Annotated in this window: 19 protein-coding genes and 4 tRNA genes; 10 read left to right on the plus strand and 13 right to left on the minus strand. The window is 61.9% G+C overall.

Going from position 1 to position 21,510, the window contains the following annotated elements; genetic code table 11:
• Positions 1-7: 7 nt before the first annotated feature.
• Positions 8-856 carry a TraB/GumN family protein gene (locus IC757_RS10600; RefSeq protein WP_190974294.1) on the minus strand — a complete coding sequence of 283 codons (849 nt, stop codon included), beginning with the start codon at positions 854-856 and terminating at the stop codon, positions 8-10.
• A gap of 67 nt (positions 857-923) precedes the next feature.
• Between IC757_RS10600 and rnt the strand changes: the two genes are divergently transcribed.
• The 4 genes from rnt to IC757_RS10620 all read left to right on the plus strand — a co-directional run bounded on the left by rnt (position 924) and on the right by IC757_RS10620 (position 4,600).
• On the plus strand, positions 924-1,556 hold the full coding sequence (gene rnt / locus IC757_RS10605; protein ID WP_190974295.1) for a ribonuclease T: 633 nt from the start codon (positions 924-926) through the stop codon (positions 1,554-1,556).
• 75 nt (positions 1,557-1,631) lie between these two features.
• Positions 1,632-2,213, plus strand: a complete 582-nt coding sequence (gene sodB, locus IC757_RS10610) for a superoxide dismutase [Fe] (RefSeq protein ID WP_190974296.1) — start codon at positions 1,632-1,634, stop codon at positions 2,211-2,213.
• A 144-nt stretch (positions 2,214-2,357) separates the two neighbouring features.
• Entirely contained in the window at positions 2,358-3,533 is a 1,176-nt protein-coding gene (locus tag IC757_RS10615; protein WP_190974297.1) for an aspartate aminotransferase family protein, read from the plus strand.
• A complete protein-coding gene (locus tag IC757_RS10620) occupies positions 3,530-4,600 on the plus strand; it encodes an ABC transporter ATP-binding protein (protein ID WP_190974298.1) in 1,071 nt (356 codons plus the stop codon). The genes IC757_RS10615 and IC757_RS10620 overlap by 4 nt, the downstream gene beginning before the upstream one ends.
• Here IC757_RS10620 and IC757_RS10625 read toward each other — a convergent pair.
• Positions 4,555-5,682 carry a 5-(carboxyamino)imidazole ribonucleotide synthase gene (locus tag IC757_RS10625; protein ID WP_190974299.1) on the minus strand — a complete coding sequence of 376 codons (1,128 nt, stop codon included), beginning with the start codon at positions 5,680-5,682 and terminating at the stop codon, positions 4,555-4,557. The genes IC757_RS10620 and IC757_RS10625 overlap by 46 nt on opposite strands.
• Positions 5,679-6,176, minus strand: a complete 498-nt coding sequence (gene purE, locus IC757_RS10630; protein ID WP_190974300.1) for a 5-(carboxyamino)imidazole ribonucleotide mutase — start codon at positions 6,174-6,176, stop codon at positions 5,679-5,681. The genes IC757_RS10625 and purE overlap by 4 nt, the downstream gene beginning before the upstream one ends.
• Before the next feature lie 135 nt (positions 6,177-6,311).
• Between purE and IC757_RS10635 the strand changes: the two genes are divergently transcribed.
• The 3 genes from IC757_RS10635 (at position 6,312) to IC757_RS10645 (ending at position 7,940) form a co-directional block, all read left to right on the plus strand.
• Positions 6,312-6,581 carry a Trm112 family protein gene (locus IC757_RS10635; protein ID WP_223846095.1) on the plus strand — a complete coding sequence of 90 codons (270 nt, stop codon included), beginning with the start codon at positions 6,312-6,314 and terminating at the stop codon, positions 6,579-6,581.
• Positions 6,582-6,698: 117 nt separating this feature from the next.
• Positions 6,699-7,790 (plus strand): homoserine O-acetyltransferase MetX, encoded by a 1,092-nt coding sequence (metX, locus tag IC757_RS10640; RefSeq protein ID WP_190974301.1) that lies wholly within the window; start codon positions 6,699-6,701, stop codon positions 7,788-7,790.
• Between the two features lie 63 nt (positions 7,791-7,853).
• Positions 7,854-7,940, plus strand: a tRNA-Leu gene (locus IC757_RS10645).
• A gap of 52 nt (positions 7,941-7,992) precedes the next feature.
• Here the strand turns inward: IC757_RS10645 and IC757_RS10650 are convergent.
• A complete protein-coding gene (locus tag IC757_RS10650; RefSeq protein ID WP_190974302.1) occupies positions 7,993-9,813 on the minus strand; it encodes a formylglycine-generating enzyme family protein in 1,821 nt (606 codons plus the stop codon).
• 152 nt (positions 9,814-9,965) lie between these two features.
• On the opposite strand from IC757_RS10650, the gene IC757_RS10655 reads away from it, so the two are divergent.
• On the plus strand, positions 9,966-11,126 hold the full coding sequence (locus IC757_RS10655; RefSeq protein WP_190974303.1) for a ribonuclease D: 1,161 nt from the start codon (positions 9,966-9,968) through the stop codon (positions 11,124-11,126).
• 14 nt (positions 11,127-11,140) lie between these two features.
• A tRNA-Arg gene (locus IC757_RS10660) sits at positions 11,141-11,217 on the plus strand.
• Between the two features lie 37 nt (positions 11,218-11,254).
• Here the strand turns inward: IC757_RS10660 and IC757_RS10665 are convergent.
• The 5 genes from IC757_RS10665 to IC757_RS10685 all read right to left on the minus strand — a co-directional run bounded on the left by IC757_RS10665 (position 11,255) and on the right by IC757_RS10685 (position 17,932).
• Positions 11,255-12,421 carry an integrase core domain-containing protein gene (locus IC757_RS10665; protein ID WP_263405559.1) on the minus strand — a complete coding sequence of 389 codons (1,167 nt, stop codon included), beginning with the start codon at positions 12,419-12,421 and terminating at the stop codon, positions 11,255-11,257.
• A 147-nt stretch (positions 12,422-12,568) separates the two neighbouring features.
• Positions 12,569-13,114 (minus strand): NADPH-dependent FMN reductase, encoded by a 546-nt coding sequence (locus IC757_RS10670; RefSeq protein ID WP_317976349.1) that lies wholly within the window; start codon positions 13,112-13,114, stop codon positions 12,569-12,571.
• Positions 13,111-16,188: an efflux RND transporter permease subunit gene (locus IC757_RS10675; RefSeq protein WP_190974306.1), complete on the minus strand. Its 3,078-nt coding sequence runs from the start codon at positions 16,186-16,188 to the stop codon at positions 13,111-13,113. The genes IC757_RS10670 and IC757_RS10675 overlap by 4 nt, the downstream gene beginning before the upstream one ends.
• On the minus strand, positions 16,185-17,264 hold the full coding sequence (locus tag IC757_RS10680) for an efflux RND transporter periplasmic adaptor subunit (protein ID WP_190974307.1): 1,080 nt from the start codon (positions 17,262-17,264) through the stop codon (positions 16,185-16,187). The genes IC757_RS10675 and IC757_RS10680 overlap by 4 nt, the downstream gene beginning before the upstream one ends.
• Positions 17,261-17,932 (minus strand): TetR/AcrR family transcriptional regulator, encoded by a 672-nt coding sequence (locus IC757_RS10685; RefSeq protein WP_190974308.1) that lies wholly within the window; start codon positions 17,930-17,932, stop codon positions 17,261-17,263. The genes IC757_RS10680 and IC757_RS10685 overlap by 4 nt, the downstream gene beginning before the upstream one ends.
• Before the next feature lie 123 nt (positions 17,933-18,055).
• Here IC757_RS10685 and IC757_RS10690 point away from each other — a divergent pair, with 123 nt between their 5' ends.
• The gene (locus IC757_RS10690) at positions 18,056-18,841 is read left to right on the plus strand and encodes an enoyl-ACP reductase (protein ID WP_190974309.1); all 786 of its coding nucleotides are present in this window, start codon (positions 18,056-18,058) and stop codon (positions 18,839-18,841) included.
• 145 nt (positions 18,842-18,986) lie between these two features.
• Here IC757_RS10690 and IC757_RS10695 read toward each other — a convergent pair whose 3' ends face one another.
• From IC757_RS10695 to IC757_RS10710, 4 genes are all read right to left on the minus strand, one after another.
• Positions 18,987-20,888, minus strand: coding sequence for a SurA N-terminal domain-containing protein (locus IC757_RS10695; RefSeq protein WP_190974310.1), 1,902 nt, complete (start codon positions 20,886-20,888; stop codon positions 18,987-18,989).
• Between the two features lie 72 nt (positions 20,889-20,960).
• Positions 20,961-21,037, minus strand: a tRNA-Asp gene (locus tag IC757_RS10700).
• Between the two features lie 6 nt (positions 21,038-21,043).
• Positions 21,044-21,119 (minus strand) — tRNA-Val (locus IC757_RS10705).
• A 14-nt stretch (positions 21,120-21,133) separates the two neighbouring features.
• Positions 21,134-21,442, minus strand: coding sequence for an HU family DNA-binding protein (locus IC757_RS10710; RefSeq protein ID WP_223846351.1), 309 nt, complete (start codon positions 21,440-21,442; stop codon positions 21,134-21,136).
• Positions 21,443-21,510 lie beyond the last annotated feature (68 nt).

A 21,510-nucleotide genomic window follows, 5' to 3' on the forward strand; every position in this document is an offset into this window, starting at 1 on the left:
CGCCGGCTCAGTAAACGGCTTCGAGCCGGTAGCCCTTGTCTCGCAGCAGCTTGATCAGACCATCCTCGCCTGGCAGGTGCAGTGCGCCGACCGCGATGAATAGCCCGCCACCTTCCAGATAGGGTTGCGCCCGCTTCACCATGGTGTGGTTGCGCTGACGCAGGCCGATCTCGTTGAAATGCGAGACGAACTCCTCGTCCATCCCCTCCATCTGATCCATCGACAACGACTCAAGTCGGTCGAGGTCACCATCCAGATAGGCGCGGATCAGGGCGTCGAGCATCTCGTCCATGATGTCATGCTCGGCCACTGCGGCACGAACCAGCTTGATCTGGGCTTCCTTGGACATTCCCTTCAGGAACCCCAACTGCTCATCGATGGTTTCCAGGGCAATCACTTCCACCCCCATGCCGCCGGCACGAAACGACAGGGCGAGATCCATGAAAATGCCGGTTTCAGGCGGTGGCACCGACAGCGTCATGCCCACCGCCCAGGGCCGCAAGCGGCGAACCGCCGGCTCGCCCATGCCATAGCTCTCAGCCAGGATGCGCACCACCTCGTCGTAGAGTTCCGGCTCCAGCACCTCATCGAGTCCACCCTCATCGAAGTGCATGGCCCTCTGCAGTTGTTCGAGCATGGTGGCATCCGGCACCAGCTCCAGGGCGAGGTAGCCGGACGCACCCAGGGCCTCGATGAGCTCCGGGGGGAAATCGAGCAGTCGCGGGTCTTCGCTGTGCACGGTACCCAGCAGCCAGTTCTGGCGCCCTTCATCGTCGGTCACCGACCAGAACACCTGCGCCTGCAGCGCAGAAGAGAGCAGCAGAAGCCCCGGCAGAACCAGGCGAACAAGCGACATACGGCAACTCCGGTGGCCAATCCATCCAGACTGCATTATCCTGAACTTTTGCCCTGACTGGAACCCAATGTCCCGTATTGCCAATCGCTTCCGCGGCTTTCTGCCCGTGGTGGTTGACGTCGAAACCGGCGGATTCAACCCACAGACCGATGCCCTGCTGGAACTGGCTGTTTGCATCATCGAAATGGACGAGGATGGATGGACCCGACCGGGTGAGGTGCATATGCGTCATGTCGAGCCGTTCGAAGGCGCCAATATTGAAACCGCGGCCCTGGAATTCAACGGGATCCGCCCCGATCACCCGCTGCGCCCGGCGGTCGAGGAAAGGCGCGCACTGCAGGAGCTGTTTTTGCCGGTGCGCCAGACCCTGCGCGCGACCGGGTGCAAGCGAGCGGTGCTGGTCGGACACAACGCACATTTCGACCTGTCCTTTCTCAATGCCGCCATCGCCCGCACAAGCTACAAGCGCAACCCCTTTCATCCCTTCAGCTGTTTCGATACGGCTACCATGGGCGGTCTGGCCTATGGCCAGACCGTGCTGGCCCGGGCGGTACAGGCCGCCGGGCTGGACTGGGACAAGTCACAGGCCCATTCAGCCGCCTACGATACCGAGCGCACGGCGAGTCTGTTCTGCAACATCGTCAATCGCTGGCGCCATCTCGAAGAGCTGGAAGAGGCTGGCCATCCCTACTCGGCTTGAACCCGACGTTCACGGGTCCATATTGATACTGGCGAGTCACCCATACACTCATCAACACCAAGGAGCGACTGCATCATGGCTTTTTCACTTCCTGATCTGCCCTATGCCAAGGACGCCCTCGAGCCGCACATCTCGGCCGAGACCCTCGAATACCATTACGGCAAGCACCACCAGACCTATGTCGACAAGCTCAACGGCCTGATCGAAGGCACGGAGTTTGCCGACAAGTCCCTCGAGGACATCATTCGCGCCTCCAGCGGCGGCATGTTCAACAACGCCGCCCAGGTGTGGAACCACACCTTCTACTGGTACTGCCTCAGCCCCAACGGCGGCGGCAAGCCCTCGGGCAAACTGGCCGAGCTGATCGACCGCGACTTCGGCAGCTTCGACGAGTTCGAGAAGAAGTTCACCGACACCGCCATTGCCACTTTCGGTTCCGGCTGGGCCTGGCTGGTACAGAACCCGGACGGCAAGCTCGATGTGGTGTCCACCTCCAACGCCGATACGCCGGTGCGCGGTGAGGCCACGCCGCTTCTGACCTGCGATGTCTGGGAGCACGCCTACTACATCGACTACCGCAACGCCCGCCCCAAGTACGTAGAGTCGTTCTGGAAGCTGGTCAACTGGGACTTTGTCGCCAGCCAGCTCAAGGGCTGAGACCTCCATCTTCGGCAACGCCGGCAGGGCCACACCTGCCGGCGAATCGCCGCTTCAGGCCCTGCCCGGCACCCGGGAGTCCGGCAGTTGCCCGTCCGTGCGTTTAGAATACGCGTTTGATGCTCAAGCAACGCACTCGCTGCCATGTCTCACCTGTTCGACACTTACGCCCGCATGCCCGTCGATATTGTTCGCGGCGAGGGCCCCTGGCTATTTGATACCGAAGGCCAAGGTTATCTTGATGCGATCTCGGGTATTGGTGTGTGCAGTCTCGGTCATGCCCACCCGCGAGTGGCGGAAGCGATCGGTGATCAGGCCGGCAGGCTGATCCACACGGCCAATATCGTCGGCATTCCATTGCAGGAGCAGCTGGCCGCCAGACTGGCCGATATCAGCGGTCTTGATCGTGCCTTTCTGGCCAATTCCGGGGCCGAGGCCATCGAGTGCGCACTCAAGCTGGCGCGCCTGCATGCCCATGCCCGTCAGGTGAAGACACCCACTGTTCTGGTCACCGATAACGCCTTTCATGGGCGCACGCTGGCCGCCATCAGCGCCTCGGGCAATCCTGCGCTGCAGCAGGGGTTCGCGCCCTTGGTCGATGGCTTTGTCCGGGTACCGTTCGGCGACGCCCAGGCGGCTCTTGACGCGCTGGACCGGCATCCGGAGATCGTTGCCGTATTGGTCGAACCGATCCAGGGAGAAGGTGGGGTGCGCGTGCCGCCGGACGGCTATCTTCCGGCACTGCGCAAGGCATGTGACCGTCATGATGCCCTGCTGTTGCTCGACGAGATACAGACCGGGCTGTGTCGTACCGGCCACTGGTTTGCGCACCAGCATGAGGCCACCTCACGCCCGGATGTCCTGCTCAGCGCCAAGGCCCTGGGCAACGGTGTACCGATCGGCGCCTGCCTGGCGCGTGGCAATGTGGCCGATCTGATGCGCCCGGGAAGCCACGGCACCACCTTCGGCGGCAATCCGCTGGCCTGCCGCGCCGCCCTGGAAGTCCTGGCCGTCATGGACGAGGAAGACCTGGCCGCCCGCAGCAATCAGACCGGACAGCGGCTGCGGGAACGACTTTCCGCCGCCCTTGCTGATCATCCGGCCGTGCACGAGATTCGTGGGCGCGGGCTCATGATCGGCATCGAATTGACCACTGACTGCGGGGCACTGAAGCTCGATGCGCTGAAGCAGGGCGTCATCATTAATGTCACCCGCGGCAACACGGTACGCCTGCTGCCGCCGCTGATCATTGATCAGTCCCAGTGCGACCAGATTGCCGATACGGTCATCCACATCATTCAACAACGCTTCCCGTCATGATCCTGGCCGTTGACGATATTCAGCTTGGCTATACCGAAGAGCTGGTCATCCAGGGCCTGAGCTTCAGCCTGGATGCCGGCGAGATCGGTTGCCTGCTGGGTGCTTCCGGCTGTGGCAAGACCACCGCCCTGCGCGCCATTGCCGGCTTCGAGCCCTTGCGGGCCGGCGAGATCCGAATTGATGGCCGCATCGCCTCGACGCCCGACTACCGCATGGCGCCGGAGAAGCGCAGCGTTGGCATGGTGTTCCAGGATCATGCCCTGTTTCCGCACCTTCGCGTGGCCGAGAACGTCGGCTTTGGCCTGCGCAAACTGACTCGCGACCAGAAAAAGCACTGTATCGAACAACTACTGGAACTGACCGGACTGGAGGGCCTGGGTCATCGCTATCCGCATGAACTTTCGGGCGGCCAGCAGCAACGCGTGGCGCTGGCTCGCGCACTGGCGCCCGAGCCCTCGGTATTGCTGATGGACGAACCGTTCTCGAACCTCGACACCCGCCTGCGCCGACGGATGGGCGAGGAGATTCGCGGCATTCTGAAAGCACGCGGCACGGCCACGCTCATCGTGACTCACGACCAGCAGGAAGCATTTGCCCTGGCCGACAAGGTCGGGCTGCTCAAGGACGGACGCATGCTGCAGTGGGACAGCCCCTACCAGCTCTACCACGAACCCTCCAGTCACTATGTCGCCGCTTTTACCGGCCGCGGCAGCTACCTGAATGCTCGCGTGGACGGCACCACCCTGGTGCATGCCCTGGGTCGGTCGCCATTGCCCGAGAAGCGCCCCATCGGTGACGAACTGGCCTTGCTGATTCGACCCGACGACATTCGCCCCGATCACCAGGGACGCAAGGCCGAAGTGCTGGACCGACAGTTCCAGGGCGCCCAGATTCTCTACCGTCTCAAGCTCGAGTCAGGTGAAGAGATTGCGGCCCTGTTCCCCAGCCACGATGACTACACCCGGGGCGATCGCGTCGGCGTGGCGCTGGATGCCCAGCACCTGGTGCTGTTCCCGACCACTCAGGCCGAATCTTTCATCAACCCGCCGAGCAACAGCGCCAACTGATCATCGAGCGCGGGCCGCAGCGCACCCATCAGCGTCTCCAGGCCTTGCCCATCCGCTTCGGTCAGCGTGGCATGTCCTACCTTGCGCCCGGCCCGGGCCGACTTGCCATAGTCATGCCAGTGCAGCCCGGCACAAGCCAGCAGTCGTTCACGGGCAGGCATCTGGCCGATCCAGTTGATCATCAGGGATTGCCCGCGCGCAGCCGTGGACCCCAGCGGCCAGCCGCATACGGCGCGCAGGTGATTCTCGAATTGCGACACCTGCGCTCCTTCAATGGTCCAGTGCGCGGAGTTATGCACCCGTGGAGCAAATTCATTGGCCAGCAGTTGCCCCTCGACGGCAAACAACTCAAGAGTCAGACAGCCGACGTAATCGAGATGGTCGGCCAGTGCCCGGCCCATCGTCTCGGCCCTGGCCTGCAAATCCTCGTGGCCGGGCGCGGGGGCGAGTGCCAATTGAAGAATGCCGTCGCGATGCACGGTACGAGACAGCGGGTAGCAGCGGATTTCGCCACTGGCCGATCGCACCACGGTGATCGCGCACTCGAAATCGAAGGGCACGAACCCTTCAAGAATCAGATCCTGGCCACCCAACGTCTGCCAGGCCGGTTCCAGATCTTCATCCGATCTGAGCACGGCCTGCCCCTTGCCGTCGTACCCCATGCGTCGGGTCTTGAGCACGGCCGGAAAACCGATGCGCGCGACCGCCTCGGCCAGGTCCGGACGACTGGACACCGCAGCATAGGAAGGGACAGGAATGTCCAGCGACTCGAACATGCGCTTTTCGTGCAGGCGATCCTGTCCGGCTGCCAGCGCCCGTGCCGACGGATGTACCGTGGTACGACCCGTCAGGGCATCCAGCACCTTTGCCGGCACGTTCTCGAAATCGCAGGTTACCCGGTCGCATGCCGCCAGCGCCTCAACGGCGGCATCATCATCCCACTGGGCCGTGATCCGACGCCCCAGCGCACCGGCGCAGGCATCTGCCTTGGGGTCGACAATAGTGAAATCCAGCCCCAGCGGCAGCCCCGCCTGGGCCAGCATTCTTGCCAGCTGTCCCCCACCCAGAATGCCGACTTTCATTGTTCGCGCGGGTCGGTTGAAGCGAGTACCGAATCGGTCTGCCGCTGCCGCCACTGGCGATAGCGCTCACGGATGCCGGCATCCTGGTTGCCAAGGATGGAAGCGGCAAGCAGAGCGGCATTGATTGCACCGGCCTTGCCGATCGCCAGAGTGCCAACCGGCACACCGCCGGGCATCTGGGCGATAGAGAGCAGGGAATCCAGGCCATTGAGCGTGCGCGATTGCACCGGCACACCCAGCACCGGCACGGCAGTCTTGGCCGCCACCATGCCCGGGAGATGCGCGGCGCCACCGGCACCGGCGATAATGACCTGAATACCACGCTGCTCGGCCGTTTCGGCGTAGTCGAACATGGCATCAGGCGTACGGTGCGCCGACACCACCCGAATCTCGGCGGGCACTTCCAGTGCTTCGAGTGTCGAGGCGGCATGCTCCATGGTCGCCCAGTCGCTTTTCGATCCCATGATGATGCCGACCAGTGCTCGGCTTGACATGGCGCTGTCTCCGCGGCGGAAAAGCTGACAATGATAGCAATCGCCGCGTGGCGAGTAAATGCGGGCCCTGTTGGCCTGTCACCTTCTGTTGGTGCGCGCCGCGCATCACAGAGAATTGGAGTTAGAATACGGGCCATGACGATACCCGCTCAACTGCTTGACATCCTGTGCTGCCCGGTCAGTCACGAACCCTTGTTTCCGCTGGGCCGAAAGCGACTGAGATCGCTCAATGAGCGGATTGCCGGAGGTGATGTGCAGCATGTCGACGGCAGCACGGTCACCGCACCCGTAGCCGATGCCCTGATCACTCGCGATGAGAAGGTCGTCTACATCATTGAAGATGGCATTCCGGTCCTGTTGCCCGACCGGGGCATCGGCACGACCCAGTTCAACGACCCACTCTGACCATTGCGGCGACAACCGTGGGCATGCGACTGGCAGGTTGACAGCGCCCCCGCATCGCCTGAAGTGCAGGTGTAGAATGTCGCGTTCACAGACTTCAGCAAAGACGACACCGGTGACATGGGCCCAGCAACCCGATACTTCGACCTTGACGAACCGTTTCCGCTCTATCGGGGCGGAAAGCTGCCCGGCCTGCGCCTGGCCTGGGAAAGCTGGGGCACGCTGGACGAGCATCGCTCCAACGCGGTATTGATCTTCACCGGGCTCTCGCCCGGCGCCCATGCCGCATCATCCGGCCAGGATCCGGAACCCGGCTGGTGGGAGGAAATGATCGGCCCGGGAAAGTATATCGATACCGATCGATTCTTCGTGCTTTGTGTCAACTCCTTGGGCTCGTGCATGGGCTCCACCGGGCCGGCCAGCATCAATCCGGGCACGGGCCGCCCGTGGCGGCTCGACTTTCCCGACCTGGCCATCGAGGATATTGCTCGCGCCACCCGGCTGGTTGTCGAAGACCTCGGCATCTCGCGCCTGCATGCCGTCATCGGGCCGTCCATGGGTGGGCTGACGACCATGGCATGGCTGAAACAGTTTCCCGAGAGCACCGACAAGGTCAGTCTGATATCGACGGCCTGCTCGGCCACACCGATGGCCATTGCCATTCGCTCCCTGCAGCGGGAGGCGGTAGTCACCGATCGCAACTTCCGCGATGGGCAATACACCGAAGATGCCTGGCCTGAGGTCGGCATGCGCCTGGCCCGCAAGCTGGGCATGATTTCATACCGCTCGGCACGCGAGTGGCAACAGCGCTTTGGCCGCCAGTTTCAGGACTATTTCCCGCCGACGCTGTTCGGCATGCGCTTCAAGGTGGAATCCTACCTGGAGACCCACGCACGCAAGTTCGTCGGTCAATTCGACCCGTGCTGCTATCTCTACCTGTCACGGGCCATGGACATGTTTGATGCGTGCGATGGCGATAACAGCCTGAAAGCACTGTTCAGGCGCAGCTTTACCGGCAAGGCGCTGGTCATTGGTGTCGAAACCGACCTGCTGTTCCCGCTGTATCAGCAGCGCGAACTGGCGAAAGCCCTGGAGGCCAGTGGATCAGAGGTCGTGTTCGAGGCACTGCCCTCGCTTCAGGGCCATGATGCCTTTCTGGCCGACATCGATACCTTCGGCCCTCCAATCCGGCAGTGGCTGCAGTCGGGCTGAGACCGAAAGGTCAAGAAAGGGGTTTACTTCCCGCTCAGGGATGAGGACAATATCGATCCCGCTGCCGGGGTGGCGGAACTGGTAGACGCGACGGACTCAAAATCCGTTTGCCGAAAGGCAGTGCGGGTTCGATTCCCGCCCCCGGCACCATCTGCTTCGGCCCGACCGGGAAACGGCTCCCGATCAGGCCGAAACAGGTTCATCAGATATCCCTGGCCACCCGGAAACCCACTCGCATATCAGTGCCGTCGGGGGCACTGGACAGCCGGAAAGCCGAACGTGACATCGCCGGAGTGCTCGACCAGGCACCGCCGCGAATGACGCGACGGCTGCAGCCCGGATTGACCCAGGCCGACCCGTCACCCGGCGCCCGCACGTAGCTGTCGTGCCAGCAGTCCTCGACCCACTCCATGACATTGCCACCCATGTCGTACAGCCCAAACGGGTTGGCTTCCAGGCTGCCGACCGGTGCCGGCCCCCAGAATCCGGAGTTGTAGCGACGGAAGGCCACGTTCCAGCGGGCCCCCGTGGGTGACTGGTCGCGATCGCCGGTCACGTTCTCCACCGGCTCGTCGGGCGAGCCTTCGCCCCACCAGTAAGGGGTCTGCGTACCGGCCCGCAAGGCGTATTCGAACTCGGCTTCAGACGGCAGACGATACGGCCGCCCGGTCTGTTCGGCCAGCCATTCAACGTAGGCAACTGCATCGTTCCATGACACATGCAGCACCGGCAGATCGTCATCGGCGTCGTCACCCGCGTAGTCGTGGCGCCAGTTGATGCCGCTTTCGCGATCCATGCGGCCGGATCTGAGGTCGTAGACGCGCGAGCCGCCGGCACGCTCGGCGTCGGTGACATGCCCCGTATCCTGAACGAATGCGCGAAACTCGCCCACAGTCACCTCGGTCTGGCTCATGGCGAAACCACGCTCGAAGTTGACCCGGTGGCGAGGCCCCTCGTTGTTCATGCGGTCATCCTCACCTTCGGGCGAACCCATCATGAAACTGCCAGCCGGAATGACCACCATGGTGGGGCCGGATACGCCCAGCCCTTCCAGCGTATCGGAAAAGACCTGCCCAGGCTCGAAGCGGCCGTAAAGCCGGGCATCTTCCAGAGCGCTGCGCAGGCGATCGATCCGTTCGCGATCATGGCCCAGGGCCACGAGCTGGGTGATATCGTCCTCGGCGTCGTCGTAGCGCTCTTCGTCGATGGCCGCTACAACGGACTCGTCGAGATCGGCGATCTGCCGTTCTTGCATTGCCACCAGGTCGGAACGGGCCTGGTCGATGGCGGCGGGGTCCTCGTGAACTTCCGAGGCCTGTTGCAACAATTCCTCGGCTCCTTCGTAGTCCATCTCCTCGCCCAGCTGCATGGCCTGATCGATCAAGCCTTGGTGAATCTCAGCCAGGCCGGCCAGCGCCCGTTCGTTCCCGTCATCGACGGCCAGAACCGCCTGGTAGTGATCATGGGCATTGTCATCCGGCGGCGTCAGCAAACGCCCTTCCTCCAGTGCGGTATCGCCCTGGGCCAGCAAGTCATTGACCGTCGACAGACGTGCCGACTCGTCCCGAATGGCGCCGATCACCGGCCGATCCGGCTCGATCTCGGCCAACACGGCTGCCAGGCGGTTCGCCATATCGATATCTCCGGCCGACAGCGCAGAGGCAGCATCGCTCTCGACCTCGTCCATCAGATCGCTCAACGCGTCCTGGATATCCGGATCGTTCGGCGCAAAGGCGCGCGAACGCAGCAGCTCCTGCAGGCGAGCATCCTGCGCAGCATTCGGCAGACTGACATCGGGTGGCGGCTCGGCCGGCTGGGCCGGCATGTCGAGTACAGGCGAATCCATGGACCACTCGCCATCGCCCTCGCCAACCACGTCGCCCAGACGCCGCACACGACGGCGTTCTTCCCTTTCCTCTTCGGTCTGTTCCTGCTGTTCAGGCTCTTCGGCTTCCTCCTGGGCCAGAATCGGCACCGGAGCGAAGAGCAGGAAAGCGCAGAAAGTAATCGCGAGATATCTCATCAGGACCTCGATATATGCTGGATAATGTGCTGGATTGCGCTGCCGACACGCTGAATCTGCCCGTCCCGGCAGTCACTTCCCTTTTTGCAGAGGTGAAAAATAGCGTATTCGGAGGCTTATCACAACACCACCGTCCTATACCAAGAGACTTGATGAACACAGAAGGCAGATCAACAGCGCCGGCAATCGCCACGGTTGAGCAGGCCGCAGAGGCCGTCAGGCAGGCCGAACTCATCGAACAGCCCGACAGGCTCGACGCCGTCACCCGGCACCTGTCGTCGGCCCCGGCCGTGGGGCTGGACACCGAATTCGTGCGGGAGCGAACGTTTTTTGCCCGGCCCGGCCTGATTCAGATCAGCAACGGCCACGACGTCTGGCTGGCCGATCCCGTGGCTGTCGATGCCATGCCGCAACTGGGCAGCCTGCTAGCCGGTCAGGATTCGACCAAGGTATTGCACAGCGTCGGCGAAGATCTCGAGGTGCTCCACCAGGTGACCGGCGAGATGCCGGACCCGCTGTTCGACACGCAGATCGCCGCTGCCATGCTGGGAAAACCGCTGCAGTGTCGCTATGAACACCTGGTCGAAATGGAGTTCGGCGTCCACTTGCCCGGCGGAAAGGCCCGCAATGACTGGTGCCGGCGCCCCCTGTCCCCGTCCTTGCTGGAGTATGCTGCTCAGGATGTCATCTGGCTTCCTCGTCTGTTCGAGCATTTATCGGAGCAATTGCAGGCCCATGGACGCCTTGACTGGCTCCAGGAAGACTGTGCCCGGCTGCTGGACCAGGCCCGGTGTGCCACCGGCCCGGCACCGCTGGAGCGGGTCAAGGGTGCCGGTCGGCTGCCTGATGAGGTGCTGGCACTAGTGGCCCGACTGGCCGATTGGCGCGAGTCACAGGCCATCGAACGGGACCTGCCCCGGCGCTTTGTGCTCGGCGACGAACAACTCATCGAATTCGCCCGCGCCGCGCTGGACAAAGGGCCATCCAGCGCGCTGTCGTCGCTGAAACCCGGCATGCGCCGGCGACACGGCGATCACCTGACCGAGCTGGTGATATCCACCGACCCGGACGCCTTCCAGCGGCCGGCATGGCTGGATCCACTCGACAATGAACAACGGGCGCAACTGAAAAAGTCCCAGACGGTGGTCCGCGAGCTGGCCGAAGAACTAAAAGTCGACCCGGCGCTGATTGCCAGCAAGAAGGAACTGACCCGACTGTTGCGCGGCGAGCGCCCCGAGTGGTTGTCGGGCTGGCGCGGGACTTACCTCACTGAGCGCCTGGCCGAGGCATCTGTTAACATTCCGCCTGCCTGATCCGTAACCCCAATGCCCCGGTAGCTCAGCAGGATAGAGCAGCCGCCTCCTAAGCGGCAGGTCGCAGGTTCGAATCCTGCCCGGGGCGCCATGGGGCAGGGGTGTATTCCGGTCACATGGTTTACACCTTATTCCGGACACATGGTTAACACTTTGTCCGGGGCGAACGGATTGGGGCCGGGTTCTACTCGGCCCCTTTCATTATCGAAGTATCCCAGGTCGTAGTCCAGGAAGCTGACCAGCCAGATCTGGTCTTCGACCTCACGAACCCCCACCAACTGGCCGGCGAACACGGTACTCAGATTGATTTTGCGTTTTCCGATGCAGATGCGCCCGCAGCGGGTGACCCGAATGATGCGGTCATGCCAGGGATAGTCGGGCTCATCAGGCGGCTGGTATTGGCGCGCTGAAGGTGTATATACCTCGCCTGGATAGGCGCCGCTGAGCGCCTGGTGTGGGCGCTGGTTGTTGTACACCTCGATAAAGTCGTCGAACCGCTCCTGCTGTTGCAGGAAGTTGAAGGCTGCCGGCTGGGTCGTTTCCTGCTTGAGTGTCAGGTGCAGTCGCTCATGACGGCCGTTTTGTTGGGGGTGTCCTGGCTGAATGCGCTGGATACGGATGCCCAGTCGCAACCACCAGATCGACAACCGACTCAGGCCGAACAGGGCATTGGGGCTGGCAAATGGCAGGCCGTTGTCGGTCCGGATGGCCTCGGGCAGGCCGAAGTCTTTGAATGCACGCTCAAAGACGCTGAATGCGAAGTCTGACTTGGTGGATGCCAGCCCTTCGCAGGCGACCAGGAAACGAGAGCGGTAATCGCTGATGGTCAGCGGGTAACAATAGCGCCGATTGCCGAGCTTGAACTCCCCTTTGTAGTCGGCACACCACAGCCCGTTGGGTCGCTTTGAGTCAGTCAGCGCCGTACCCTGGGCCTTGTAACGGCGCCGCTTGCGGCGTTTGACTAGGCCATGGCGATCGAGTACGGCATGTACCGTGCTGATCGCGGGGGGCTTGATCATGGGGAAGCCCCGGATCAGCTTGTCGCGGATCTTGGGTGCGCCCCAAGAAGGGTATTCGTTCTTGATCCCGAGGATCGTGCGTTCGATCTGGAAGGGCAGCCGGTTGGCCTGGCGGTAGGGTGCCCGACTGCGGTCGCAGAGGGCATCCAGGCCGCATTCCTTGTAGCGGTTGAAGATCTTGTAGCCGGTGACACGGGAGATGCCGAACTCGCGGCACAGTGGCGCCATCTTCTCGCCTTCGAGGAGGCGGGCGACGAATCTCAGTCTCTCATCCATAGGTTTACACTCTTTCCATGGCATCTGGGCTCTCCCCAAATGCGCCAATGTGTAAACCATGTGTCCGGAATAATCTGTAAGCTATGTGTCGATAAGCTCAAGGTTCGAGGTTCGAGGTTCGAGGTTCTAGGATCTAGGTTCTGGGAGCTATTGGGTGAACTCAATAAACCCTTGTAGCCATTTTGTTACCTGTTCACGCAGCTTTTCGTCGGCACCGCTTGCGGTGAAGCGGTCGGCGGCTCTGGAGACACGCAGGTAGCCTGGATACAGCTCGCAGCCGAGCTGGCGGAGGTTGATCAGGGCGCCGGCCTGGGCAAAGGCCGTGCCCCAGGCGCCTGGCGTGGCGCCGGCAATGGCGGTCTTGCGGCCGCCGAAGGTGGGTTTCATTTCCTCGCCCGGGCGGGTCAGCCAGTCGAGCGCATTCTTCAGCACGCCGGGTATTCCCGCGTTGTATTCGGGGGTGACGAGAATCAGCCCATCAGCTTCCTGGATCTGGGTGCGCAGGCCCTTCACGGCTGCGGGAACGCCCTCTTTTTCTTCCAGATCGCCGTCATAGAGCGGAATTCCGTGCAAGGTTTGCATGTCCAGCTCGACACCTTCGGGCGCCAGTTCGCTCATCAGCTCAGCCAGCCGGGTATTGAATGAGCGCTTCCTCAGGCTACCGGAAACAGCTATCAACCTCATTGTGATCATGCTCCTTCTGCTGCGTGTCGGTTCTTGATCCGCTGCATGCGGTTTTCGACCAGAGAGTATACGGCGGGGACCACCACCAGTGTGAGCAGGGTCGAGCTGATCATGCCGCCGATCACCGCGATGGCCAGTGGCCCGTTGGTGTCGGCACCCGCACCCAGGCCAAGAGCTGGTGGGGTCAGAGCGAGTATGACGGTCAGGGAAGTCATCAGCACTGGCCGCAACCTGATCGGGCAGGCATTGCGCAACGCTTCGTCGACCTCCTTCCCGGCCGCCCGGAACTGGTTGGTCAGGTCCACCAGCAAGATGGAGTTCTTGGCCACCAGCCCGACCAGCAGCACCATGCCGATCATTGAATAGATATTGAGCGAGTTGCCGGTCAGCCACAGCAGCATGACGCCACCGATGACCGCCAGGGGCTGGGCCACCATCACGATCAGCGGCTGAATAAAGGAATTGAACTGGCTGGCCAGAACAATGAAGACCAGCACGATGGCCAGGAAGAAGGCGAACAGCACGTATTGCAGTGTCTGCTGGAATTCTCTGGCCTCGGCCTTGTAGTCGACCTGGAAGCCCAGGGGCAGGACGTCTTCGGCAATCTCGTCGATGGCCTCGATGGCGGCGGCCAGCGACATCTCGGGGTTGCCGTAGAAGTCAGCAGCATAGTTGAGATCGAACCGTGATATGACCGCGGGCGCCAGGCGCTCCAGGCCACGCGCCACGGCGTCAAGGCGCACCAGCTCGCCTTCGGCGCTGCGCATGAAAATGCGATTCAGATCATCGGGGCTGCTGATCTGCCCTTCGGCGGCCTTGACGCGTATGTCGTAGCGCTCGCCATCGCCGGGTTCATCGTTGTAGCGTGCGATATCCAGCCCGCCGACCAGCATATTGACGGCAAAAGCCACATCGGCCGAGCGCATGCCCAGCTCGGCGGTGCGGATGCGGTCGACTTCAACATCGATCTGCGGAAGATCCAGTTGCAGATCCAGGTCCAACTGCCCCATGCCCTCCACGTCTTGCAGGCGATCACGCATTTGCCGGGCCAGCTCGGCCACTCGATCCAGGTCGGGCCCGGTAACGGCAAACTGTAGCGGATCGCCACGCTGACCACCCACGATGGACGGCGGCGCGGCAAAGGCAATAACCCCCGGAATTTCAGCCAGCTCATTGCGCAGTTCTGCCAGAAAGTCCTGCTGACGGATGTCGCGTTGGTCCCGTTCGACCATGCGCGCAAAGGCAATACCCCGGTTGACCTCACCGGCGGCACCAAGACCGATGGCCGTGAAATAGCTGCGCACCTCTTCACGCGAACCCAGCACCTGCTCAATTTCGGTCAGGTAGCGATCGGTGGCTTCAATACCGGTGCCCAGTGGCGCGCGAAAGAACACGACGAAGCGACCCTCATCCTCCTCGGGCACGAACTCCGAATCGATGGTGGCGAAGAACAGGCCGGAACTGAGTACCACCAGAAACGCCAGGCCAATCACGCTCCAGCGATGCCCGAGGCTCCATTCCAGCAATCGACGGTAGCCGCGATTGAGCCCGGAGAAGAAACGGTCCAGTGCACGATAGGTTCGGCCACGTGTCTCGCCGCGACGACGTACCCGCAGAAAACGGGCACTGAGCACGGGAGTCAGGGTCAGCGCAACCAGTGACGAGGCCAGCACGCCCACCGTGACGGTCACCGCAAAGGATTCAAAGAAACGACCGATGATGCCACCCAGAAAGACCACAGAGGCGAAGATGGAGACCAGCGTCAGGGTGGTCGCAATAATGGCGAAAAAGACCTGATTGGAACCGGAGATTGCCGCTTTCTCCGGATCCGGGTCGACATCCTGCCGGTGCCGATAGATATTCTCCAGCACCACAATGGCATCATCGACCACCACCCCGATCAGCAGCAGCAGGGCCAGCAGCGTCATCGTATTGAAGGTGTAGCCCATCAAGAAGATGACGGCAATGGCAGCCAGCAGAGATACCGGGATGGCCAGTGCAATAATGATGGTTGCGCGCCAGGATCGCAGGAAGATCAGCACCACGAGCGCGGCAAGCAGAGCCCCTTCGACCAAGTGCTCCTGCAGTGCCTGAACGATTTCTCGAATCATCTCCGAATCGTCCGAGGCAATCTGAATCTTCATGCCGGGGGGCAATTGCGGAATGATCTCTTCTTCCAGCCGCTCGCGCACGGCATCGACAATGGCCACGGTGTTGGTGCCGGCGATCTTCACGATCCCCAGCCCGACATTCGGTTCGCCGTTGAAGCGGGCCAGCGAACGGAAGTCGGCCAGGCCGTCAACGACCTCGGCGAAATCCGATAAACGGACTGGCGCCCCATCCGCATAGCGCACGATCATCTCTTCAAGCGCTTCCACGCTGTGAAACTCGAGATCGAGCTTGACCAGCGACTCGGTCTGCCCGGACACCAGGAAGCCCCCGGGGAACTGTATGTGCTCACCGGCAAAAGCCTGCTGAATGTCATTCGGGGTGACGCCATAGGCAGCCATGCGGTCGAGATCGACCTCGACCCGGATGGTCCGTTCGCGCCGTCCGCCAATGCGCACCTCCCCGACACCATCAATGGTTTCCAGGCGCTGTCTGATGACATTGTCGGCATACTGGTTGAGCTGCTGCAGGGTGCGATCTCCCTGCAGGGAGATCCACATGATCGGGCTGGCATCGACCTCGACCTTGGCCACTACGGGCGGCTCTGCATCTTGTGGCAACTGACGCACGATCTGGTTGACCTTCGCCTGAACCTCGTTGAAGGCCACATCGATGTCCTTGGCCAGGTTGAAGGTAATCAGAACATTGGATACACCCGGCGACGAGGTCGATTGCACGAAATCAATGCCAGGCACACTGTTGACGGCCCCTTCGACGATGGAACTGACACTGGCCTCCACGACCTCCGGGCTGGCGCCCGGAAGGACCGTGGTGACCGAGACCAGGGGAAACTCGATTTCCGGAAAGCGATCGACGCCGATGCGGTTGAATCCGATCAGGCCGAACAACACCATGACCGCCGATACCATGTAGGCGAGCACATGGCGCCGAATGGCCAACTCCGGTAGCGTCATGAGCCCGCTCCTTCGTCGCGAACCTCGATGGCGGCATCATCACTGAGAAAGCCCGCACCATCGACCACCACCTTTTCACCCGCTTCCAGTCCCTCGACAATCTCGACATGATCGGCCGTGCGCAGCCCGGTTTCCACCTCGCGCTGCAAGGCACGCCCCGCTTCGGCCACGAATACCACCTGCCCGGCCGGTCGCCGCACCAGGCTGGCAGGAGATACCACCACGGCTTCGTGGCGTGAAACGATAACTTCACCCTTGACCGAGCCGCCGGGCCGCCAGCTACCCGGATTGTCGAGCTCCACGATCACCTCTATGGCACGCGAGCGCTCCCCCACCGCCGGTCGCAACTCGGTGAGCGTGGCATCCACCGCCTCGTCGGGACGGGCGGGAATGGAAAGACGTACCGGCAGCCCCGGCTCGATCCGATCCTGCAGGTGTTCGGGCAGAGGCAGAATGGCACGCAGTTTTTCATCGGAGACCAGCTCGAAAGCTACCTGGCCGACACTCACGAAATCACCGGCGCTGACCATGCGGCGCTGCACTCTTCCACTGACCGGGCTGATCATTCGGGTCCGCTCCAGGTTGTACTCGGCATCCTCGAGTCGAGCCTGGGCCGATTCCAGCTGCGCCTCAAATCCCTCCACGGCTGTTGTGGCCTCGTCGAGCTGGTCCTGCGCCACGGATTGACGCTCGGCCAGGCGGGTCAGTCGATCGGCCCGACGCTGTTCATTGTCCAGCAAGGCCTGCAGTCGCCGCACCTCGGCCCGAGCGGCATTGACCGCGATACGCTGTGGCTGCCCTTCCAGCTCAGCGAGCAAATCACCCGCTTCGATCTGGTCACCGGCATCCCGGTGAATCCGCGCGACCCGTCCGGCCGTCTCGGCAGCCACGGCTGGCGCGGAAGTCGTTTCCAGCCGCCCCACGGATACTTCGCGTCGCTCCAGCTCCCGACTCTCGGCCACCTTCACTGTTACCGCGGTGCGCCGCTCGGAGGAATCGTCTTCGTCGTCGCGCGCGCATCCCGTGATAATCAGCAACAACAGGAGGATGAGCAATTTAGCGCTTGAGGTCTTCATTCCTTGTCGCCTTTTGCTTCTGGTATCACTTTGAGGCCGCGAAACACCAGGTCGGTGACCGCGGCGGCGAACCGATCCGGCGCCTGCTCGACATCCAGACCGGGAAAATCTCTCAGAACCTCGCGAAACTGAAAGGCAAAGGCATTGACCGACAACATCGTCAGCGCAGCCACACGGGGCTCGACATCCTGGCGAATACCCCCAAGTTCACGCACGGCTGCCAGATAATTCACCAGCCTCTGAAAGTTTCCCGCCACGACATCGCGCACCTGCCCGGCCACCTTGCCGGGCCCTTCGCCACGCAACTCGCGCAATACCAGCGCGGCCACCTTCCCGTTGCGAAACATGTGCTGTAAGTGTGCCAACTGGAACTCGGCCAGACTGTCGTGCACATCGCGCGTCCCGTCGAGCACTTGATCGAGGGTACGGGCGAACTCCCCGGCCGCCGCCTCGATCACCGCCAGATACAGCGCATCCTTGGACTCGAAGTGATGAAAAATCGTCGACTTGCCCACTCCGGCACGCGCGGCAATGGCGGCAATCGATGCACCGGCATAACCATGCTCGGAAAACTCTTCGGCAGCCGCTGTGAGCAGCCGTTGCCGACCAGATCCAGCATCCTTCGCCGCAGTCACCGCTTCCGACCCACCTTGTGTCGTCTGAACCATTATCTCCTCGCCTGACCGATCGGTCGGTCGGCATTATAGCAAGGATTCGCCAGCGTACAGTGAAGAGTCTTGTTCGCGGTACAATTCGCGCTTTCCAACCAACAAATCAAGGGAGTCAGACCAATGGGCATGCTGGACGGCAAGAAAGCCCTCATCGTCGGTGTTGCCAGCCCGCGCTCGATCGCATGGGGCATCGCCGAAGCCATGCACCGCGAAGGTGCGGAACTGGCGTTCACCTACCAGAATGACAAGCTGCGTTCACGCGTCGAGAAGATTGCCGAGAAAACCGGCTCGAAGCTCGTGCTGCCGCTGGATGTGGCCGAAGACGAGCAGATCGAGCAGGTATTCGAAACGCTCGGCAACGAATGGCAGGGGCTGGACAACATCATCCACGCCGTGGGCTTTGCGCCACGTGAGCAACTCGAGGGTGAATTCGCCGACGTGATTGATCGCGAAGGCTTCCGCATTGCCCACGACATATCGAGCTACAGCTTTGCCGCGCTGGCCAGGGCCGGCCGTCCCTTGATGAAAGACCGAAAAGCGTCAATGCTCACGCTCAGCTATCTGGGCGCGGTACGGGCCATGCCCAGCTACAACGTCATGGGACTGGCCAAGGCATCCCTGGAAGCGTCGGTACGCTACCTGGCTCATGGACTGGGACCCGACGGCATTCGCGTCAACGGCATCTCGGCCGGCCCGATCAAGACCCTGGCCGCCGCGGGCATCTCGAAGTTCCGCAGCATGCTGGACCATGTCGAAGCCACCGCCCCCCTTCGCCGCAGTGTGACCACCGAGGACGTCGGCAACACCGCCGCCTTCCTGTGTTCAGACCTGGCCGGCGGCATCACCGGCGAGATCACCTACGTCGATGCCGGCTACAACATCGTCGGCATGGCCGGGCTGGAGTAGTCGGGAGACGGGAGACGGGAGACGGAAGACGGAAGACGACATGAAAAAAGCCGGGCATTGCCCGGCTTTTTTCATGCTTGTCTGACGAACGGTGCAGAGAATATCCTTTCACCTTTCACCTCTTACCTTTCACTTTTCTCTCGCGTCACAACCGCTCTTCAACGACCCGGATGCGAGTGTTATCGCGCAGCCATTCGATCAAACCCGTAATCTCGTAGCCCATTCGCGAAAACTGGATCTGCTGGCGCGCCAGGTTGCGCTCCATGTCGGACGCGGCCGCCGGCTCTCCCGGCCGAACTGCTTCCAGGCGCACCACGGCATGGCTGCCCTGGCGCGGTAGGATGTGAAGCTCAGGTGCTTCACCCGGATCCTGCAGACGGAACAGGGCCTGTACGAATTCAGGACCATGCTGAAAATCATTGCGGCCAACGCGATCAAATTCTTCGACATCCAGACCTTCGGCTTCTGCCGCTGCGGCCAGGTCGACGCCGCCGTCTCCAGCCGCCTCAACGATGCGCTGTGCCAATTCACGCGCCATCTCCGCCGCCCGCTCATCGATGATAAGACTGCGGATCTCGCTTTCCACCTCGGCCAGCGGACGCGGCTCGGCCGGGAAATGCTCGTCAACCTTGATCGCCACCATGTGATTGCGGCTCAGCTCGATGGGATCTGAGACGGCACCCTCGACCAGCACCAGGTCGGAAAAAGCAGCCTCGACCACTTCGGAGTTGGCAGCAATACCGTCACCACCAGCCCGGGTAAAGCGCTCGGTGTGCTGAATCTCCAGGCCCAGATCATCAGCCAGGGGCTCCAGACTGCTGTCGTCGGCAAACACCAGGTCGACCATGCGCTCAGACAGTTCGATATAAAGATCCTCGCGCTGCCGCTCGACGTACTCCTCGAGAATCTCGGAACGCGCCTCCTCGAAGCTCATTCCTTCCGGCGGCCGGATATCGTCCAGGCGGATGACATGCCAGCCGAAGCGGGTTTCAACGGGCTCTGACAAATCGCCTTCGGAATCCATCGCATACAGCGCATCCTCGAATGCCTCGACCATGTCATCGGGCTCGATCCAGCCCAGGTCCCCACCCTGCTCGGCCGAGACGAAGTCGTCTGAATACTCTCTGGCCAGTTCAGCGAAGTCTTCGCCGTCGGCGATCCGATCACGCAATTCACGCGCCAGTTCGCGTGCAGCGAGCTCGTCGCGCTCATCCGTTGTCTCGATGAGGATATGGGAAGCCCGCCGAGCCTCCGGGGTCAGGTAACGCTCACGGGCCGCCTCGTAGCGCCGACGCAATTCGTCTTCGTCCAGGGTGGCATCGGTGACCAGATCCTCAGCAATCAGTTCGACATAGGCCAGGCGAACGGCTTCCTCGGTCGTGAAAGCCTCCAGGTTGTCTTCATAATAGGCCTCGACATCGGCATCGGTCACATCGATATCGTCGTGGAAGCGCTCGACGGGAATCTCGACCATGGCAAACTGCCGGGTCTGGTTCTGCAACCGGATATGACGGTCGATTTCTGCTTCGGTAACGATGACGGTGTCGGCAATCGCCCCCGGCAGCAGTCGGGCCAACACATCCTGGCGCAACTCCTGCTCAAACGAACGCGGCGTCTGGCCGGCAGCACTCAGCGCCATGCGGTAAGCCTGCGGATTGAACTGACCGTCGATCTGAAATTGCGGCACCTGGCGCAACACTTCGGCAATGGCACGATCGGAAACCACCAGCCCGAGCTGCTCGGTATGCTGCCGCAACAACAACTCGTCGATCATGGTCTCGAGAAACTCGCGACGATAGGTCGGCTGGTTGGTGGCGATGTCGTCGTAGTCATCGCCCATTTGCTGTCGCAGCTCCGCCCGGTGGCGGGCGAACTCGGCCTGGAATTCGTTGCCCGGAATCTCGTCGTCACCGACCACCGCCACGGCATCCTGCGGCACCGCCCGCATGTAGCTCTCCATACCGAAGAACAGAAAGGGAACGGCCAGCAGCCCGAGTACGAAGATGGCTACGATGCCGGTGACACGATCACGAATGGCCTGAAGCATTGGGCGACGGACTCCGCATGTTTTGCACTGTCAGAAATGCGCAGGGCGCCACATGGGCGCCCTGCGAGCTATTGGCGGAGTGGACGGGACTCGAACCCGCGACCCCCGGCGTGACAGGCCGGTATTCTAACCAACTGAACTACCACTCCTTGTCCTGGTGGGTGCTGGAGGGCTCGAACCTCCGACCCTCGCCTTGTAAGGGCGATGCTCTCCCAGCTGAGCTAAGCACCCCGGGCACAAGCCCGTTATTTTATCGCATCCTTGAAGCCTTTACCAGCCTTGAATGAAGGATTCTTCGATGCCTTGATCTTGATTGTTTCACCGGTTGCAGGGTTACGGCCGGTGCGAGCGGCGCGCTCCTTGACAGAAAAGGTTCCAAAGCCGACCAGCGAGACGGTGTCGCCCTTCTTCAGCGCCTTGGTGATCGAATCAATGGTCGCGTCAAGTGCGCGCTGAGCATCTGCCTTTGACAAACCAGAATCAGCAGAAATGCTATCAATCAGTTCAGATTTATTCATATTCGTCTCTCTCCAGACATTATATCTTTTGTGGATTGCAGTGGCCAGTCCCCGCGGTGCTGAAAAACGTGTAACAACCCCCCGACAGCAACCGACCGTCTGAT

It is taken from the genome of Wenzhouxiangella sp. AB-CW3, from assembly GCF_014725735.1.
Classification (GTDB): domain Bacteria; phylum Pseudomonadota; class Gammaproteobacteria; order Xanthomonadales; family Wenzhouxiangellaceae; genus Wenzhouxiangella.

What these genes read in the sequence shown, in the direction of transcription:
- IC757_RS10615 (WP_190974297.1), top strand. Translation starts at nt 2,358, where the DNA reads ATGTCTCACCTGTTCGACACTTACGCCCGCATGCCCGTCGATATTGTT.
- IC757_RS10695 (WP_190974310.1), bottom strand. Translation starts at nt 20,888, where the DNA reads ATGCTTCAGGCCATTCGTGATCGTGTCACCGGCATCGTAGCCATCTTC.
- IC757_RS10670 (WP_317976349.1), bottom strand. Translation starts at nt 13,114, where the DNA reads ATGATCACAATGAGGTTGATAGCTGTTTCCGGTAGCCTGAGGAAGCGC.
- purE (WP_190974300.1), bottom strand. Translation starts at nt 6,176, where the DNA reads ATGTCAAGCCGAGCACTGGTCGGCATCATCATGGGATCGAAAAGCGAC.
- IC757_RS10655 (WP_190974303.1), top strand. Translation starts at nt 9,966, where the DNA reads ATGAACACAGAAGGCAGATCAACAGCGCCGGCAATCGCCACGGTTGAG.
- sodB (WP_190974296.1), top strand. Translation starts at nt 1,632, where the DNA reads ATGGCTTTTTCACTTCCTGATCTGCCCTATGCCAAGGACGCCCTCGAG.
- IC757_RS10675 (WP_190974306.1), bottom strand. Translation starts at nt 16,188, where the DNA reads ATGACGCTACCGGAGTTGGCCATTCGGCGCCATGTGCTCGCCTACATG.
- IC757_RS10650 (WP_190974302.1), bottom strand. Translation starts at nt 9,813, where the DNA reads ATGAGATATCTCGCGATTACTTTCTGCGCTTTCCTGCTCTTCGCTCCG.
- IC757_RS10685 (WP_190974308.1), bottom strand. Translation starts at nt 17,932, where the DNA reads ATGGTTCAGACGACACAAGGTGGGTCGGAAGCGGTGACTGCGGCGAAG.
- IC757_RS10620 (WP_190974298.1), top strand. Translation starts at nt 3,530, where the DNA reads ATGATCCTGGCCGTTGACGATATTCAGCTTGGCTATACCGAAGAGCTG.
- IC757_RS10600 (WP_190974294.1), bottom strand. Translation starts at nt 856, where the DNA reads ATGTCGCTTGTTCGCCTGGTTCTGCCGGGGCTTCTGCTGCTCTCTTCT.
- IC757_RS10690 (WP_190974309.1), top strand. Translation starts at nt 18,056, where the DNA reads ATGGGCATGCTGGACGGCAAGAAAGCCCTCATCGTCGGTGTTGCCAGC.
- IC757_RS10680 (WP_190974307.1), bottom strand. Translation starts at nt 17,264, where the DNA reads ATGAAGACCTCAAGCGCTAAATTGCTCATCCTCCTGTTGTTGCTGATT.
- IC757_RS10665 (WP_263405559.1), bottom strand. Translation starts at nt 12,421, where the DNA reads ATGGATGAGAGACTGAGATTCGTCGCCCGCCTCCTCGAAGGCGAGAAG.
- IC757_RS10625 (WP_190974299.1), bottom strand. Translation starts at nt 5,682, where the DNA reads ATGAAAGTCGGCATTCTGGGTGGGGGACAGCTGGCAAGAATGCTGGCC.
- IC757_RS10635 (WP_223846095.1), top strand. Translation starts at nt 6,312, where the DNA reads ATGACGATACCCGCTCAACTGCTTGACATCCTGTGCTGCCCGGTCAGT.
- rnt (WP_190974295.1), top strand. Translation starts at nt 924, where the DNA reads ATGTCCCGTATTGCCAATCGCTTCCGCGGCTTTCTGCCCGTGGTGGTT.
- metX (WP_190974301.1), top strand. Translation starts at nt 6,699, where the DNA reads ATGGGCCCAGCAACCCGATACTTCGACCTTGACGAACCGTTTCCGCTC.